We start from the raw sequence: 16,865 nt of genomic DNA, 5'->3' as shown, positions 1-16,865 counted from the left end.
TTTTTACTGCCAGATGTGCAGGATGTTGAAGGAAAAATCAGATTTTGCGCAGTGTCAGCAGAGTTATGTTGTCGGGGAGGAGTTCTTCGGCAATTGTTTCAGCTTTTCTGACTCTGCAAATGATATCGATATTGGATCGCTGGTCAGTCCGGACTTCCACTTTAACAGTCTTACCGGATTGGAGAGTCTGAAGGTGGAAACTCACCTTCTTGAAACCGGATCAGCAATCCTGCCAGCATTTGATAGCGTTGTTGTTATTCATAGTGCAACGAAAAAAGGGCCGGATATTCCTAGAAGAATATCCGGCCCTTAAAGTAATTACTTTTTGTTTTTCATGGCTTCCTGCAGCTTGTCGCCAAGCAGGCCGCCGAAACCGCCGGAGCCACCGGAAGTGGTGGTTTTGGGAGCGGATCTGCGGGGAGCAGACTTTTTAGGAGCGGACTTGGTGTATTCTTTCCAGTCGCTGTCTCCGTCAGCTTTCTTTGCGTCGCCTGCAGTGAGAGTAACCTTGCGGTCTGAGGTGTTGATCTCTTCGATGGAGATGGTCACCTTGTCGCCGGGCTTGAGAGCTTCCAGTTCGGCCTGTTTGCCGGAACGGGTGATGCGGGACATGGGCAGCAGCCCGGTGATGCCGGGAGCGAGGTTGATGAAGATACCGAATTCTGCACGGTTCTCCACGGTTCCTTCAACTTCCTGACCGACTTTGAAGGTGTCTTCCATTTCCACCCAGGGATCACCGGCAGCGTCTTTCATGGACAGACCGATACGGCGTTTAACCGGATCAATGTCTTTAACCATGACAGCAACTTCCTGACCGGGGGAAACTTCGTCTTCCGGCTTGTGAACGCGCTTGGTGTAGCTCATTTCGGACACGTGAACCAGACCTTCGATGCCGGGTGCGATTTCAACGAAAGCACCGAAGTCGGCACAGCGGACTACAGTACCGGTGATTTTGTCTCCGGCTTTGAACTGATCGCCAATTTCATCCCAGGGATCAGCCTGAAGCTGCTTGAGGGAAAGCCCGATCTTGAGGCCTTTACCGTCTTTGCGCGGCTCCATGGAAAGGATGCGGACGGTTACTTCATCACCGGGCTGGACGATATCTTCCGGCTTAGCGGAACGTGACCAGCTAAGTTCGGACACGTGAACCATGCCTTCTACGCCGGGGGTGAGTTCTACAAATGCTCCGAAAGGCATAAGTTTGGTAACTTTACCTTCGAGAACAGCGTCGGGCTGTACATCCTGCATAAACTGTTCGCGGGCTTTTTCCTGTTCCTGTTCGAGAAGAACTCTTCTGGAAACAACGATGTTGCGACCGTTTTCTTCGAACTTGATGACCTGAAAATTGTGGGTACTGCCAACGAAAGCTTCAGCATCTTCAACAAAGGAAGTGTCGATCTGGCTTACCGGACAGAATACTTTGCGGTGCATCATTTTAACTCTGAAGCCGCCTTTGCAGGTCTCTGCAACCTTGCCTTCAACCGGGACTTTGTTCTCGTATGCTTCACGCAGCATATTGAGACCGCCCGCGCCGGACATGGCTTTGGAAAGGACGATTTCATTGTTGTTCATGGAGATTACGTAGAGTTCTACAGTATCTCCGTCCTTGACGGTCAGCTCGCCTTCTTCGGTCAGCTCATCACGGTCGACAACTCCGTCCACTTTGGACCCGGTGTCAACAAAGACGGAATCTTTGGTGATGGAAATGACAGTTCCTTTGACCAGATCCCCAACCTGAAGGTTGTCGTTGGATTCGGACTGGAAGGCTTCAAACAGTTCGGCAAAGTTTTCTTCGCCATTGGTTTCCAAGTTTTTCTCGGACATGCTCTGATTTCTCCTGAAAGGGCAAATTGATCCCGGCAAGGTAGGTTTTTTATAGTGCCGTGGACAATGGGAACCTAACGGGAAAAGGCATAATTTTCAAACGATTTATTCATATATTTTTTATTGCACCATTCAGTGGATGGCAGCGCCCGGTGCTTCTGCTAAATCCGGCTCTTCAGGAATAGTGGGTTCCATGTCGGCTGCATCTTTTAAAAAGCTGACAATATATGGGGTAGTTATCGAGTGATCTAAAAAAAGGTGGTTGGAGTTACTTCCAACCACCCTGTCCCTTTGATGCGTTTTTTGGGCTAGCCGACCATTTCCAGGAATGCTTCAATGCGAACACGCAACTGCTCAGTATCAGCGTCGGAATAGTCGGTTTCGATGTGCAGGTAAGGCAATTTTTTGTCGTCCTGTACAAATTTACGGATATTCTCCGCCTCAACGTTATATGTGTGGCAAGCCTGCCATGTAAGATCTACTAAGGCATCTGCGGCGAAATCATTAATCATGGTGTTCAGGAGATCAATTCGGCCGGGGTTGGGAGACATGATTGAGCATGGTGTGGCAAGATATTTTTCTGCTAAAGCTGTGATAGGAGCCTTGTCAGTAGCCACCTGCATGGTCTTTTTATAGCCGGTACAATTTTCAAAGGCCACGACAACTCCGCCTGCCTCTTCAATAAGCTGGCAAACCTTGTGAGATCCCAGCCCCATAGGAACACCGGAAATGATGACGCGGGGGCCTTGTCTGGTTTCTTCCTTCGGTGCGTTGCTTACTTCATCGACGATTGCTTCAAGGTGTTCAACAGATTCTTCTTTGGAGGCAAAGAAGCCTGATTTGAAAACAATTTCAAGCATCTTCATGCCGGAAATAGGTGCAGGAGACTGCTGGTTCAGGTCCATCAATCCTTTGAGAGCGGCAGCTTCCCTGTTGGTGAGCTGAATGGCTTCGCTAAGCATGTCATCAGTTATTTTGATTCCGCACTCCTGCTCGACCCGTTCCTTGAAACGTACTACCTCACCTTCCCAGAATGGTCCGGTCACATCCAATTTTTGATTGTGCGGCAGATACATCAGGTGCAGCGGTTTAATTTCGGCCATCTGTTCAAACATCTTCTTTTTGCCATCGCATGTTGAGTCTGCAACAATGAGGTCAGCCGCTTTGAAATAAGGACAGGTGTCTTCGACGGCGAAGCCGAAGCTTGATTTAATCAGAGGACAGAGGTTGCGAGGCAGCGTTTTCTCAGCAGCGGGAATGGGGTCATTTCGGGTTCCGCACAGGCCGACCACAATTCCTCCTGCCGCCAAGGCAATCTCAACAGGGGAGTATAGACAGTAAAATCCGAAGACTTTCTGTCCGTTCTCTTTGGCATTGGCAACTTCCAAAGGATTTTTTTCAGCTTTTGTAGTCAGTTTATCAATGGATGCGTAGCTCATGTAGTCCCCTTCTTAGGTAAAAGATTTATGGTCCGTTATCTGGTCGCAATCAGAGCAGCCCCGATGGCTCCTGCGAATGGAGCAAGAGGCGGGGCGGTTAGTTCAACATTGAGGGCTTTTGAAAAACACTTGGCTAATTCTGCATTCCTCGCAGTTCCCCCGGTAAAGGCTATGGTTGGAGTTAAAGGGATTCGTCCAGCGAGGCTGGTCAAACGTTTTGAAATGGATACCACTATCCCTGCAGCCAAATCTTCACGGGAAGTACCGGATGCTGTCAGGCCGATCACTTCTGACTCAGCGAAGACGGCGCACATACTTGAAATGGGAGCCGGTGTTCCCGATGAGGCAAGCACCCCAAAGTCATCGAGGTCTATACCCAGCGCCGTCGCCATATTGGAAATAAAGCGTCCCGTACCCGCAGCGCATTTATCGTTCATGAGAAAATCACGAACGTTGCCTTGGTCATCAAGGGCAATCAGTTTGGAATCCTGCCCGCCGATATCCAGCACTGTCATGGCAGCGGGCACCAGATATTTTGCTCCAAGCGCATGACAGGATATTTCCGTTACCTGTTTATCAGCGGCGGCCATTTTTCGGCCATAGCCAGTGGCTACAGTCCGGTTTATCAATGCGCCGGATATGTTCAACTGAGAGAGGGCATCTTCCAGTGCTCCCTTGGCTGCTTCTTTAGGGGCCCATCCGGTGGCCCTTTCGGCAACAGCTAATACTTCTTTGGTTGCACCATTTATAATGGCAGCTTTGGTTGCTGTTGAACCAATATCCAGCCCTGCAAAATAAACTGCAGTGTTTGCAGATGAGTCATCCGTTTGTTTTCGGTCAATTGTTTCATCTATCGTGCGCATTTAGCCTCCCAATTTGACAATCAGATCTACCTTTACATCACGTCTTCCGACGTCTCCAATCAAAAGAATAGATGCAAAGGTTCTTTACTTATCGGGCTTGCCGATGCCCAGGTGTTTGCGCGCTGGCTTAATTGCCGGCTTTAATATAACTCTCCACCAAGAGAATAAATGAGAGGAATAAATTGAAAAAATCGGATGCAAACTTCTACGCCGACGGCCTGACTCCGGGGCGCGAATTCAGTGCTGTATATATGGATATGCGCAACCTGCGCTCTCTGCTGCAAAAGAAACCGGAATTCGCGGACCATCAAATTGTCCACGCGGTCTGGGATGTGATTATGGAGCAGCGTTACAGCTCGCAGCGCATGTCGCAGTTGCTTTACCGGGAATGCGCCAAAGCTCTTGCGGCTGTCGGCTACGGCTGCCCGGACTGTGAAGTTTCACACTCGGCGTTGCAATTGCAGGTTCAGGCCGCTTCCAGTTGTAAAAAATATGCATCCATCGAAGCTTCCGGCGGTCTTGGAGCACTGCCTTTTAGTATTGCGCTTCCTGAATCTCCTGATGATTTTTCCGGATTTGCGCCCAGCGTAAAATGGGAAACCCTGCTTAAAAATGCAGAAGTTGTCGGTGAACCTGTTTTTTCCGGGCGCAGCGCGGTTATGCAGGCCGAGGGCGAGGATCGTATCTTTGCCATCAAGATTCTGCGCAAGGGTGAAGATCCGCAGGGGTTGCATCTTGAAGGGCGATGGATGGAAAGGCTTTGTGCGGAAAGCGGCCCGGAAGATGTGCGCTTTGACTGTCCGCAGCCGTATACCATCGGCGGGCATGTTGTTTTCCGGCTGGAAGGTCTGCCGGGTTCCGCACCTGATAATTTGCACCCGGAACTTTACGCCATGGCCTACCATGCCCACAGCGACTACTTTATCTATCCGAATGATGACCGCGAAGAGAAGCGCAGTTCCCCCGAAGACATGCTTGAAATTATGGGACGTAATTCCTTCCTGCTCGGGCAGCTTGCCGGGCGGGGAATTGTGCATGATGCGCCCATCCCTCTTTTCCATAACCGGGTTCAGGCCACCCGCCGTACAGATGAGGGTGTCTATGAATGGCGCAGGTTCGGCAGGCTGGACCGCTGGCTAGATTCCTGCCGCTATCCAAATTTCGGACGTTCCGGGCTGCGGGATTTTGAGCACCTGCAGGTCATGAAGCCGGGGCGTGATCCTTTCTACCGGGCCATCGGTTCTCATTTCATGTCCATCCTGCTGGTGCTGGGAAGCTGGTTCCGGGCGCAGGAACCACAGCTCTGCGGACTTGATGCAGACAAGGAACCCATCGATGCCCGTCGCTTATTTGATCCCGTTTTTTTTGAACAGGCAGTGAAGCATTGCTTTGATCTGTATTACTTAGGGTTCACCGGAAAAGAATTTCACAATGAAATAAACCTGCACATTCCGGAACTGGTGCAGGACATGATTAATGAGATGGGCGTGGACCGCCACATGTTCGAGTTTATGCGCGTGGTGGATCAGGAATTGCTGGAAGATGATGAGTTTCGTAAATACCTCATCAAATGCGGTATGGAACCGGATAAGGCTTACTCTCTTGAGAAGAACAAGGAAGATATCCCCCTGACTACCGGGCCGCATCTCGGTGACTTTAACAGCACCATATCATTGCCGGAAATTATTGAATGGTCGGCTATGGCTGCCGGGTGCTGCATTGCTTCACGGGCGCTGGGGGACAGGTGGGGCTAGCGCACCTCAAACTCCAGCGCGTCTACCCGCCCCAACTCATCACTTACTGAAATTCTGTGTTTTCCGGCGTTTATTTCTGTGAACAGCTTTTCATTAAATTTGCCTCTGGCTACCAGACGGCCATCCAGAAACCAGTGCAGGGTTCCGCTGTCCGGGCCGGCTTCGGCTTTCAGGGCTATCTGCTGAAATTTCAGCGGGGTGTCCTTGCGCAGCAGGTAGGGCGTGCCGGATGCCGGGGAGATTATCTTCGGCGCAACTCCGGCGGGGATAAGTCCGCAGTCCGGTGCCAGCGGGGGCAGGTGCGGGACTTCGAGATTGTTCTCCGCGCGCCAGCGGGCCAGTTTAGCCGGGATAGTACGGATGATTTTTGTTTTGATCCCTTTGCGCCCAAGGCATTCGCCTGAAATGCGGTAGCCGCTCTTCCCGTCCACGAAAATCTGGCGGCATTCTTCGCAGGGGTGGAGCCGTGTTTTGCCTGAGAGGGTACGGATATCTGTGCGTTCAGTGCAGAAAGGTCCGGGCAGCTGGCGGCTGTGGGCGCAGACTTCCACTTCGCTTATACCTGAACCTTCGGGCGGCTTGGGCAGTTTACCTCCCGGTGCAGCCAGCCGGAGCAGGTCAAAAAGCAGCGGTCCTGCATGCACTGCACCTGAAATTCCCTTGCGCGGCCTGCCGTCAGGGTTTCCCACCCAGACTCCGATGGCATAATCGCCGGAAATACCGACCGCCCAGGCGTCCCGGTGTCCGAAGGATGTTCCGGTTTTCCATGCCGCTTCAGGCATATCGCGGGTCAGCATCCATGTTTCATTCATTTCCGGCCTAGTGACTGATGAAAGCATTTCAAGCACCAGCCATGATGCCTGCGGTGATAAAATTTCTTTCTCTACGTTAGCCTTGCCGGAAATTGCACTGAAGGTTTTGAATCTGCCTCTGTCTGCAAGCGTTGCGTACAAGTTGGTCAGCTCGGTCAGTTTGATTTCACAGCCTCCAAGGGCGAGCGGCAGACCGTATTCCATAGGCTTTTTATCAAGGGTGCTGATACCGCCTTTCTGGAGCCGGTCGATGAATTCCGCAACTCCGGTTTCGGCAAGGGTTGTGACCGCCGGAATATTCAGGGATTTTGCCAAAGCCTGCCGCACTGTCACCTGACCGTGGTAGATGCGGTCATAGTTTTCCGGTGAGTATCCCGCATAATCAACCGGAATATCGTAAACAAATGTATCCGGGACCAGCTTGCCCTGATCGAAGGCCAGTCCGTAGATGAAAGGCTTGAGGGTTGAGCCGGGGGAACGCTTGGTGTTTGCGAGGTTGATGGCCCCGCCGAATCCTTTCTCAAAAAAGTCAGCCGAACCGACCAGAGCACGAATTTCCCGGCTGGGAATATGGATGATCACGCAGGCTGCGTTATCGATGTCGTCCCCGCGCAGGCGGGTGACGTGGGTCTTGAGCATTTCCTGTGCTGCCTGTTGCAAGTCGGAATCGAGGGTGGTCTTAGTTTCAGGAACACGCCCGTTTCTCTCCAGAACCATGCGGCAGAAATGGGGTGCGCCCAGCGGGACAGCTTTTATCGAATCCGGCAGTGGCAGCTTCATATTGCGTTCAATCTCATCCTGCGGGAAAACTCCTTTCTTTGCCAGCTGATGCATAACCCGGTCACGACCTTCTTTGGCCTGCCTGGGATTACGCAGGGGATCATAAAAAACAGGACCACGGGGAATGGTGGTCAGCAGAGCGGATTCCCCAAGTGACAAATTGTCCACTCCATGCCCGAAATAAAAATGCGAAGCCGCAGCAACGCCGACGATGTTTCCGCCGTAGGGCAGCATGTTCAGGTAGATTTCCAACAGTTCATCATTTGAATGATGCAGTTTGAGCTGCAAGGCCCGGAAAGCCTCAATGGTTTTTGATCCCAGCGTGCGTTTTTTCGGTTCAGCCATACGCGCAATCTGCATGGGGATGGTCGAGGCCCCGGAAACGACCCGCCCGGCTGCTATGTTGGCGATCGCCGCACGGACGATTGAAATAGGATTGATTCCCGGATGATATTCAAACCACTGGTCTTCGGAGGCGAGCAGAGTCTTTTTAAGCACGGGTGAGATTTTTTCAAAATCCGCGTGCATGCGCCTTGCCCCGTCCGGGGGCAGAAAAATGCGCAGCACTTTGCCTTCCCGGTCATTTACAACCGAGGCAACCGGAGGATGCAGCTTATCATCAGGAAAGGGGAAAAGCAGATCAAGCGCAAAAAAAGACGCGATGAAAAAGAGAGTCATAACCCCAAATATTAAAAATACTCTCTTTTTCATCGCAAATTTAATTAACCGATAATTCAACTAAAAGGTTTTGGGATTCTTAAACCCTTTTGCAAAAGGGTTTAAGGCCCCCGGCAGGGCGCCACGCGATGCCGCCGGAGGCATATAAACTATTTAATAATCATTTTACCCAGCGCAGTGGCTGCGGATTTTTCAGGATCATACATCCCTTCAACCTGCACCGGGGGCACTTTGAATTCCCCACGGGTGACAGCGCGCAGCAGGGTGACATTTTCGATTTCACCTTTGGCGGGAATAGCTGAGAAAACCAGAACGCGGTCATCGCGGATATCAACATGATCCGGGCGCACGTTGCCCTTGGATAACCACGGCAGATCTTCGCGGGTGGCGAGTTTGGTGTTTTCCGGTTCCAGCCCTGAGGGTAGCAGACAACTTATCACCGTATTGGGAACGGGCTTGCCGCTGGAGCTGACCACGGTGCGCATGGCTAACAGCTGGCCCTGCTTGATGGAATTGATGTCGAGCGGCTCACCGTCACGGGTCAGGAATTCTCGCTTGATTTCAAGACCGTTGGAATAAGGCTTCCAGCTTTCCACGGTGGGGACAGCCCTGCTGTTAACGGACCAGATGAATGTGCCTTCTTCAGGAACGGCATCCAGCTCAATGGAAAGAGGAGCATCACCCTGTACTGTTACCTGTGCGGTTCCGTCTGCTTTGAAAGCGGCCAGTTCCTTTCCTCGGGACATGATCTTTCCGGAAGGATGCGGCGCAGACTTGGTCCGGGCAAAGAAACTGCCCAGCGCGAGGAATCCCAGCGCATTGTCCTGAGTTACGTAGCGTCCGTTGTCAGCCATAAGATTGTAAAGCTTGGTTGCAAGCTGCGGGATGGCGTCATCCTTGTGGTCTGCTTCCATGCGCACCAGCAGCTCAAGGGCAAGGTCGCGGATTTCGGAGCTGAAAAGCTGATCCTTGTCCTTTCCTTTAACCGGAGCGGGCTTGGCGGAGATTAGTTCCCGATATGCAGCCATATCGCCGGAAGCGGCAAACGCTCCGGCCAGCAGGGTCAGGGACAGTTTGTCCATGTCCGCAGCCTTGCGCTCGCGCAGATAGTTCATGGGGCCGTGCATTACTTTGCCGGAACGGGCCAGCACATACTGGGCGTAGCAGGGCAGACGGTATGAATAACCTTCACGGATGGTGTCGGCATAGTTGCTGGCAGCGTAGCGTTTGGCCCGGTTCAGGAGCATGCTGTCGACCTGATAACCGGAGATGGCGGCCTGTTGCAGGAAATGGAGCACGTAGATGGATACCCACGGCTCGGAACGATGACCGCCGGGCCACATGGCAAAACCGCCGTCGGAAGTCTGCATCATGGACAACCTGCTGAGCGCGGACTGAACCATGTACTGCGGCGATTCTTTTTCAAACGATTGCGGTGAAAGCTCCCGGGCCAGTTCCGGGAACTTCAGCAGCGGGAATGCCTGCGATACGGTCTGCTCAGCACATCCGTATGGATAGTGCAGCAGGTAATCCAGTTGCCCGGCAAGCCTGATCATGGGCTGGTTGCCTATGGTCAGGGTGCGTTCGGCTGTGGCAACGCGCATTCCGGCAAGGTCAGCGGGAAGTGAGGTGACTTTATCTTTGATGAAACCGGACTTCGATGAACGCTGCACAGGCAGGGCCGCGCGGATGTTCAGGTCGATTTCGGTTCTGGCAATTTCATTGTTCCCTTCAGCAGAGAATTTGAAGGTCGCCGGGCCAAGGTCCGCTCCGGTCCTGGTTTCGAATAGGGCGGTCTTCTGCCTGCCTTGCGGTACTGCAAAGTCTTTCATCTGCAGATCCTGTTGCAAGGAGCCGCTGGCGGCTATGGATATGTTGAATTTACCGTCATTGGGGGTGTCATTGCGCACGCTGACGGGCACGGAGAATGTTTCCTCCGGGGCCAGAAAGCGGGGCAGGGTCGGGGTGACCATGAGCGGTGAGCGCACGGTCATGATTTTTGAAGTTGATCCGAATTTTCTGCCGTCGCTGACCACTGCCATGATGCGCAACGCGCCGCTGAATTCAGGGATTTCGGCATTGAATACGGCCTTGCCGTTCTTGTCCGCAGTGATGATACCGGACCAGAAGGTAACAGGCTTAACCCTGCGGATGGCGGAGCTTCCGGCGAACTGTTTCATCATGGCCAGTTCCATGCCACCACCGGCGACAGCTTTGTTGATCGGTCCGGCATCAGGCATAAGCAGCCCGAAGGTGTCCGACCAACGTACACCGAGAGCGCGCTTGGCGTAGAAGTAATCAAACGGGCTGGGAGTCTTCTGACCGGAAAGACGCAGGATGCCTTCATCTACAGCGGCGATGGTCAGTTTCGCTCCGGGTTTGGTCTGTATCTGCAGGGCCACGGTCCGCTCGGGACGGGTGGTTTCCGGGCAGGTGATGTCGATATCTAACCTGTTGCTTTCGCGGTCCACGAAAAGCGGAACCGCGCCGACAGCACGTGCGCTGGAACCTGCTTCAAGCTTGTTCACAGAGCGGATCAGGGTGGCGGTCACGTATGCGTTGGTACTGATTCCTTTCTGAACCGGAACCTTAACTGTGGCTGTGTTGCCTTCCACTTCAAGGGTCTTGGTCCAGCGGATGGAATCATCTTCAATGGCGATCAGCATTTTCCCGGCAAAGGGGGTGCGGATCTGGTATTCAGCCATGTCGCCGGGTTTGTAATCCCCTTTGCGGGTGGGGATGATTTCAAGGCGGGCCGGATTCTCCAAGGCCCAGGGGGAATAACCCCAGCCGCCGCAGAAAAAGTCGGCCTGAGCGGAAACACCGGATTCAGGATCACTGAGGATCACCCGGTAGCTGCCGAATTCCGGCGGTGTGACCGTGAATGAACCTGCGGAGGAATCGGAGGAAATCTCGCGGGTCTCCAGCAACTGCGGATCTCGCTCGGTAACATATTTATATGAACCGGAGGGAGTGGCCCGCACGATGGTCTGCCAGCGGTCCCGGTAAAGCTTCATGAGCAGCTTTCCGGTCGTGGTTTTTTCACCTTGCGGGGTCAGGGTGACGTAATCAAGTTTTACGGATTCCCCTTGATCGTAGCCCTGCTTGGTCAGCTTTTTGAGTCCGGGGTAGAACTTTGAAATGAAAACCGGGTCGGTTTTGGTCGCAGTAACACCACGTCCTCCGGTCTCACTGACCCGTGCGGTCATGCGGGCCTGAATGGCGGATTCGGATTTGATGGATGCAGGAATGGGAGCTTTGAAAGAAAACTTACCGCTCGCGTCCAGTTTAGCATCGGTTTTCAGGATCTCGCGGGCCTTGAAAGAGCTTGCGTCTGTGTTGAAGCGGTAATTTTCATAACCATCGGGGTTGAACTGTGCAGGTTCGAGCATAACCCGTGCATTGACCGGAAGGTCTTCTGCCGGGGGGCCGAACAGGTAGCGGCCTTCCACTTCGAAATTAAGATCCTGACCGATGGAGGCGGGCTTGGCGGTGATAATCTCCGCGCTGATGCGGTCGGGCATAAAATCTTCCACGGAATAGCGGAAGTTGCCGATACGCTCTTTACCAGCCAGCAGCTTGATATTGAATTGTCCGGTGGGCGAATAATCTGGGATGGCTCTTTTGAATTCAACCATGCCCTGATCGTCGGTATGCACCGTGCGACGGAAAAGTTCCCGGCCACGCTGGTCGGAGTAGACCAGAATAACGGGCATTTTCGTAGGAGCCTGCAACTTGCGGTCTCGGACTACGGCTATCCCTTTGACGGTCTCGCCGGGACGGTAGAGATTGCGCTCACCGTAAGTGAACGCGGTCAACCCTTTGGGGGACAAACGCTGTCCGGCGATGTCAAGCCCGGAGCGATCGGTGCTGAAACGGTCCATGAGCATGAAGGTCATGTCGTTTTTGCGGCTGATAATTGCCATGTATGGACGGCCGAGGTCCTTTTGCATGTCTTTATTTTTAAGGACCAGCATACCGCGTGAGTTAGTGGTTCCGGAAGCCACGATCTGGTTGCGGTTGCTGATCAGCTGCACCTTGGCATCGACTACAGGCTTGAGGTCGGCAAGGGAGGATATCCAAAACAGGGTCTCATCGTCGCCCTGCTTAGCTACCACACCGAGGTCGGTGATCATTACCCAGCGTTGCTCTCCGCGGCCTTTGCCGGGAATTGTGGCTGCAATGCGGTAAAGGCCTTTGCCGCCTTCGGCAATAAAGCTTTTTACAGACAGCGGGGTGGTCTTTTGCTCATTTTTTTTGCCTGAGGTTTTGATCTTGCCGGAAAAAATACGGTTACCCAGTGCAGCTGAAATGCCGCCTCCGTAAGTATTGGGATCAAAGGCCATGTATCCGTAATGGGTAAAGAGCGAGAAAAGGTTGTTGGGAAAGACCCGGTCCACGGTGACGTTTACTTCGCGGGTGTTGACGGTTTTGATCCCGAGGGTTTGATAACCTGATTCGGAGAGAAACATGCCTGCTGATGAGAAATCAGCACTGGGTTCGATATCCGGGATAGCGATACTCTCGGTGACTGCTTCTTCAAGCAGGGCGCCGTCAGCTGCGGTTAGACCTTTTTTAAGGGTGATGGCGTACTTTGTACCCGGCTTGAACGGTCCGGAAAGGATGAGTTTTTTGCCGGATGCCGCAGCAGAAACATTGATTGCGGGTTTGATGCTCAGCATTTCAAGACCCTGTGACGGGATGACCGGGCTGGAGAAGCTCAGCTCGACCCTTGCGCCGGAAAGGTTGCTTGCTGCTTTGTAGCCGGAATATTTCAGCACGGGATCGAAAACAATTTCGATTTTCTTTTCATAATCCTTGCCCAGAACCATAGCTCCGGGGCCATCGGGCAGGTCTTTCTTTATTCTAAGGACGTATGTTTTAGCTGTGGTTTCTTTTTCAATCGGGGAGCTGACAAAGCGTTGATAATAGTCATCGTAACGGGTGGTGATGCTTAAGGGGATATCTTGTCCATCTGGTCCGCTGAGGGAAAGGTTCTTCAGGGTGTTTTCGGGGGTGACGTAATTACTGAAGTTTATATGGCCTTCAATGCGTACTTTGCGTCCCTGTCCGGCGACAGGTTCGGTGCGCAGGCTGATCTCATTGACTCCGAAGCTCCCGGTCTGCACGTGGAAAGTAGAGTCTCCACTTAAGACCTGTCCGTTAAGCAGAAAATTTTCCGGCTTAAGCTCGATGGCAAAGCGGGTATTGCCCTTGAAAGCAGGATCGGCAGTAAAGCGCAGGGCAAAGGGGTTGATCCAGCGCCATTCTCCTTTCACTTCCGGGGTGATGGTCGCCGGAGCTTTTTTCAGGGCAAGGGAAGGTGCTTCCGGGCCTATAGGCATGTCAAAGGCCAGCAGGAGCTGGGAATAGCCCTGACTGTCGAGGCTGACGTCGGTGACTTTAACGCCTTCCCCGGAATTCATCCTTGCGGAAATTGAGTCGTGTTTGGTTTTGAGCAGGCCGGCCGCCTGAATGATGCAGAGCATGAGCAGCAGGGCGATAATGATATTTTTCTTGTCTTTGAACGGGGTCGGTCCTCTGTCCATGTTGGAAACCTCTTTTTTATATAAACTATTAAAAATTACGTTTTGTTAATTGGTTGATGATGCCATTTTTTTGCTGCGCAGTCATCGTTCAAAATATGCTGTCTCCCGACAATAACATGGTTATTATTGTTTTGTCCGGGTGTTTGCCTGTTTTCTTGCTTATGTTATAATTGTGTTACTAATGAGTGGCCTGAGTGAATATCAAGTGAGTCTAAAAGGAGCACGAATGGAAAATCACAATGTTGCGATAATCGGTTTGGGAAGAATTGGTACGGCTTTTTTGCGGAAAGCAATGTCTGACGACTGTGTGATGAAAGTTAAAGCTGTTTGTGAAATGTGTGGTACTCCGGGGCGTAAGCTGGCAGAAGAAAAGGGAATTCCTATAGTTGATTTAAGTGATGTCGTCGAGCTTGGGTTAGGGGTAGAGGTTATTTTTGATCTTACCGGAGACAATAATGTGTCCCGGATTTTAAGGGAAAAACTTTGCAACAGCGGTAACACATACACTGATGTTGCTTCGCAACGGCTGACCCGGCTGGTCTGGACACTGATCGCGGGTGATGAATACCTTCCTGATCTTGGCAAGAGCAAAAGTCAAATTTATGCTGACATGATGCTGGAAGGAAAGCGCTAACCTTTCGGCATCAGGTCAGTATCGGCAAGGATATGGTGAATCTGGTCCCTTCGCCGGGGGTGGAGTCTGCCGTGATGGTTCCTCCATGGTTCTGGGTAACAATAAAATATGACACGGAAAGCCCCAGTCCGGTTCCCATATCCACACTTTTTGTTGAATAAAATGGCTCAAAAATTCTTTTGAGCTTCTCTTCTTCCATGCCCGGACCGTTATCTTCAATTTCTATGCGGACTAAATTTTCATCCGACGATGTTCTGATTGTTATCGTCGGAATCTTGTGGATATTCTTTTCTTCTGAAATAGCCTGCGCTGCGTTTTTGATCAGATTAAGTATAACCTGACTGATCTCCATTTCTGTGAAATTGAACGCGGGTGATGAGTTGAAATCGCGCACGATATTGATTTTTTTGAAGTCATATTTTTTCTTGATATCATAATCGTTCCCCGCCAGTGAGATGGCAGTTTCAATAACCGGTTCAATGGTTCCCGAGGATTTGGCAGAATTGTTTCTGCGGCTGAAGTCGAGCATGGATTTTACAATTGCTGCTGCTCTTGTTCCAGCTTCCTGAATGCTGCGCAGGTATTCTGTAATCCCGCGCTTATCCATGTAGTTGCGCAGGTTGTTAAGGTCTATGTTGCACTTCTCCGCGACAGGCAGGTTGCTTTTGAGAGTAGGGGATGTGCGCCGGATAATATTCTGGGTGACCTGCATGATGATTCCCAGCGGATTATTGATCTCATGGGCCATACCTGCGGCAAGCCCACCCACAGACATCATTTTTTCAGTCTGGACCATGGTTTTTTGCATCCTGCGTCTTTCGGTAATATCGCGCATAACAATAAGCAGTTTTTTCTGACCTCCAATGGAGGCCATCCTTGCCAGATTGTCAGTCCAGAATGGTTCCCCTGTGCTTTTTTTTACCATCCATTCAAAGTGGACGGATTTTCCGGAAAGGGCTTTGTTGAACAGCTCCGCTGCGTACTTGTTATCATAGGGAGCACTGTTAAAACTGATGGTTTCGGCGCTCATCCCTATGGCATCGCTTCTCTTCATGGCGAAGAAATCAAGAAATGCCTGATTCACATCGGTAAATGTGCGTTTCTGTACATCCAAAACGCCGATAGCATCCTTGGTGGAGTTAAAAATCTCCCGGTAAGTTATTTCCGATTTGAGTAATTCCCTTTTTGCTGATTCCCGGCTGTCGATCATGCTGTTGGCCAATTCAGCCATGACATCAAATTCGCTGAAACTTATTTTCGAGCGGTCAATTTTAGTGTTTTCTTCAGTCCCTTTGCGGAAAAAGCTGTCAAAGTAATTGAAATTGTCCGCTAGCATGCCTTCAAATTTACCTGAAATAAAAATGCTGCTCAAAGAAATCAGAACAATAAGAACACCCATTCCTCCAGCCTGAAGTATTAGTGCTTCCCATAATTCATTCTTTCGCTCCGCAAGCTTGAGCTCAAGTTTGCCTATATCAATGCCGTAGGCCACAAACCAGCCCCATTGAGGGATAGCGGAGCTGTAGCTCATTTTTTTATAGGACTTTAAGTTTTGGCTATAGGTTGGGGTCTTGTATGTTACAAAACCTCCGCCGTTTTTGGCAGCCCGGATCAGGGCTGTAGTTATGAATATCCCGTCTGAGTTTTTGAGGTTAAGTATGTTTCTACCTCTTGATGGACCGAGCAGAGACTCTCCGTTGATAGTGCCGATGGTGACTTTGTTATCCTGCTGATGAATTTTTGCCAGTCGGAGTAAAATCTCATTCTGGGTTTTAGTGATTACTGTGGACTCGTAAACACCTATACCGATGATCCATTTTAGAGGTTTAAAAAGTTTGATGTATGAAACTTTCTGCAGCAGGGTTCTTTTGTCTCCGGGGCGGGGCCATGTGTATTCGATGTATCCTTCTTTTTTCTTACCAACGATTTTTATCATGTCTTGAACCAGAAACTTGTTATCCTGTGTCTTGAGGTTCAGAACATCTTTTTGTTCCAAGCTCGGCATTCCGGGATTTAAGATAGCCTTCCCGTCCATGGACACGATGAAAATATATGAATCGGAGAAATCGAAGATTAATGAGCGCAGTGTTTCTTTGATGAGTTCCTGCACTTCTGCAGGAGGTAAGGAGTTTTTGTACTTATCATAAAGGTGGGTCGCCAGATTGTGCGCTTCTGTTACCGCCGATTTGATGTTTTTGATGCTGGTACGCTGATTGTTGCGCTGGGTGAATTCAATAGAATGTTTTATGCGGGTGACTTCCTTGATCAGCTGATCTTCAACGCCGGCGAATATGGCAGCTTCAGCTTCTATGATTTCCTCCTGATAATCGGAAATCATGAAATAAACAGTCAGCCCCCCGAAGATAACAATAGTAGAGAAGCATAGGGCGAGGGTATACCGGGATAGGGTTGAGACAATACTTTTCATATGCATACCGTGGTGTTTTAACTCTTAAAAAAGGGATCGAGAGTGCAGTCATCACTTTAGAGCATACCATTCCGGTGGGATGGGAACAAGGCAGGATTGTCTTC

General features: G+C 51.1%; 9 protein-coding genes. 3 read left to right on the top strand and 6 right to left on the bottom strand.

Translation table 11 applies throughout. The annotated features are described in order from the left end of the window. The first annotated feature begins 22 nt into the window (after positions 1-22). Entirely contained in the window at positions 23-313 is a 291-nt protein-coding gene (locus ACNI29_RS03800; protein WP_419780861.1) for a hypothetical protein, read from the top strand. 5 nt (positions 314-318) lie between these two features. Here the strand turns inward: ACNI29_RS03800 and ACNI29_RS03795 are convergent, their stop codons facing one another. The 3 genes from ACNI29_RS03795 to ACNI29_RS03785 form a co-directional block, all read right to left on the bottom strand. Continuing rightward, on the bottom strand, positions 319-1,824 hold the full coding sequence (locus ACNI29_RS03795) for a 30S ribosomal protein S1 (protein WP_419780860.1): 1,506 nt from the start codon (positions 1,822-1,824) through the stop codon (positions 319-321). A gap of 308 nt (positions 1,825-2,132) precedes the next feature. Next, positions 2,133-3,263: a double-cubane-cluster-containing anaerobic reductase gene (locus ACNI29_RS03790; RefSeq protein ID WP_419780859.1), complete on the bottom strand. Its 1,131-nt coding sequence runs from the start codon at positions 3,261-3,263 to the stop codon at positions 2,133-2,135. A 35-nt stretch (positions 3,264-3,298) separates the two neighbouring features. Further along, positions 3,299-4,126, bottom strand: coding sequence for an acyl-CoA dehydratase activase (locus ACNI29_RS03785; RefSeq protein WP_419780858.1), 828 nt, complete (start codon positions 4,124-4,126; stop codon positions 3,299-3,301). Positions 4,127-4,308: 182 nt separating this feature from the next. On the opposite strand from ACNI29_RS03785, the gene ACNI29_RS03780 reads away from it, so the two are divergent. After that, complete coding sequence (locus tag ACNI29_RS03780) at positions 4,309-5,880, top strand: SidJ-related pseudokinase (protein ID WP_419780857.1); 1,572 nt, start codon at positions 4,309-4,311, stop codon at positions 5,878-5,880. Here the strand turns inward: ACNI29_RS03780 and pbpC are convergent. After that, positions 5,877-8,150 (bottom strand): penicillin-binding protein 1C, encoded by a 2,274-nt coding sequence (gene pbpC / locus ACNI29_RS03775; protein ID WP_419780856.1) that lies wholly within the window; start codon positions 8,148-8,150, stop codon positions 5,877-5,879. The genes ACNI29_RS03780 and pbpC overlap by 4 nt on opposite strands. A 149-nt stretch (positions 8,151-8,299) precedes the next feature. Beyond that, positions 8,300-13,699 (bottom strand): alpha-2-macroglobulin family protein, encoded by a 5,400-nt coding sequence (locus ACNI29_RS03770; RefSeq protein WP_419780855.1) that lies wholly within the window; start codon positions 13,697-13,699, stop codon positions 8,300-8,302. Between the two features lie 226 nt (positions 13,700-13,925). Between ACNI29_RS03770 and ACNI29_RS03765 the strand changes: the two genes are divergently transcribed. After that, entirely contained in the window at positions 13,926-14,333 is a 408-nt protein-coding gene (locus ACNI29_RS03765; protein ID WP_419780854.1) for a Gfo/Idh/MocA family oxidoreductase, read from the top strand. A 10-nt stretch (positions 14,334-14,343) separates the two neighbouring features. On the opposite strand, the gene ACNI29_RS03760 is transcribed toward ACNI29_RS03765, so the two are convergent. After that, complete coding sequence (locus ACNI29_RS03760) at positions 14,344-16,761, bottom strand: cache domain-containing protein (protein WP_419780853.1); 2,418 nt, start codon at positions 16,759-16,761, stop codon at positions 14,344-14,346. Positions 16,762-16,865: the final 104 nt, after the last annotated feature.

The organism is Maridesulfovibrio spiralis (SeqCode), assembly GCF_048571135.1.
Taxonomy (GTDB): Bacteria; Desulfobacterota; Desulfovibrionia; order Desulfovibrionales; family Desulfovibrionaceae; genus Maridesulfovibrio; species Maridesulfovibrio spiralis.
Note: the sequence above shows the minus strand (reverse complement) of the source record. Positions and strands in the feature narration are given on the sequence as shown.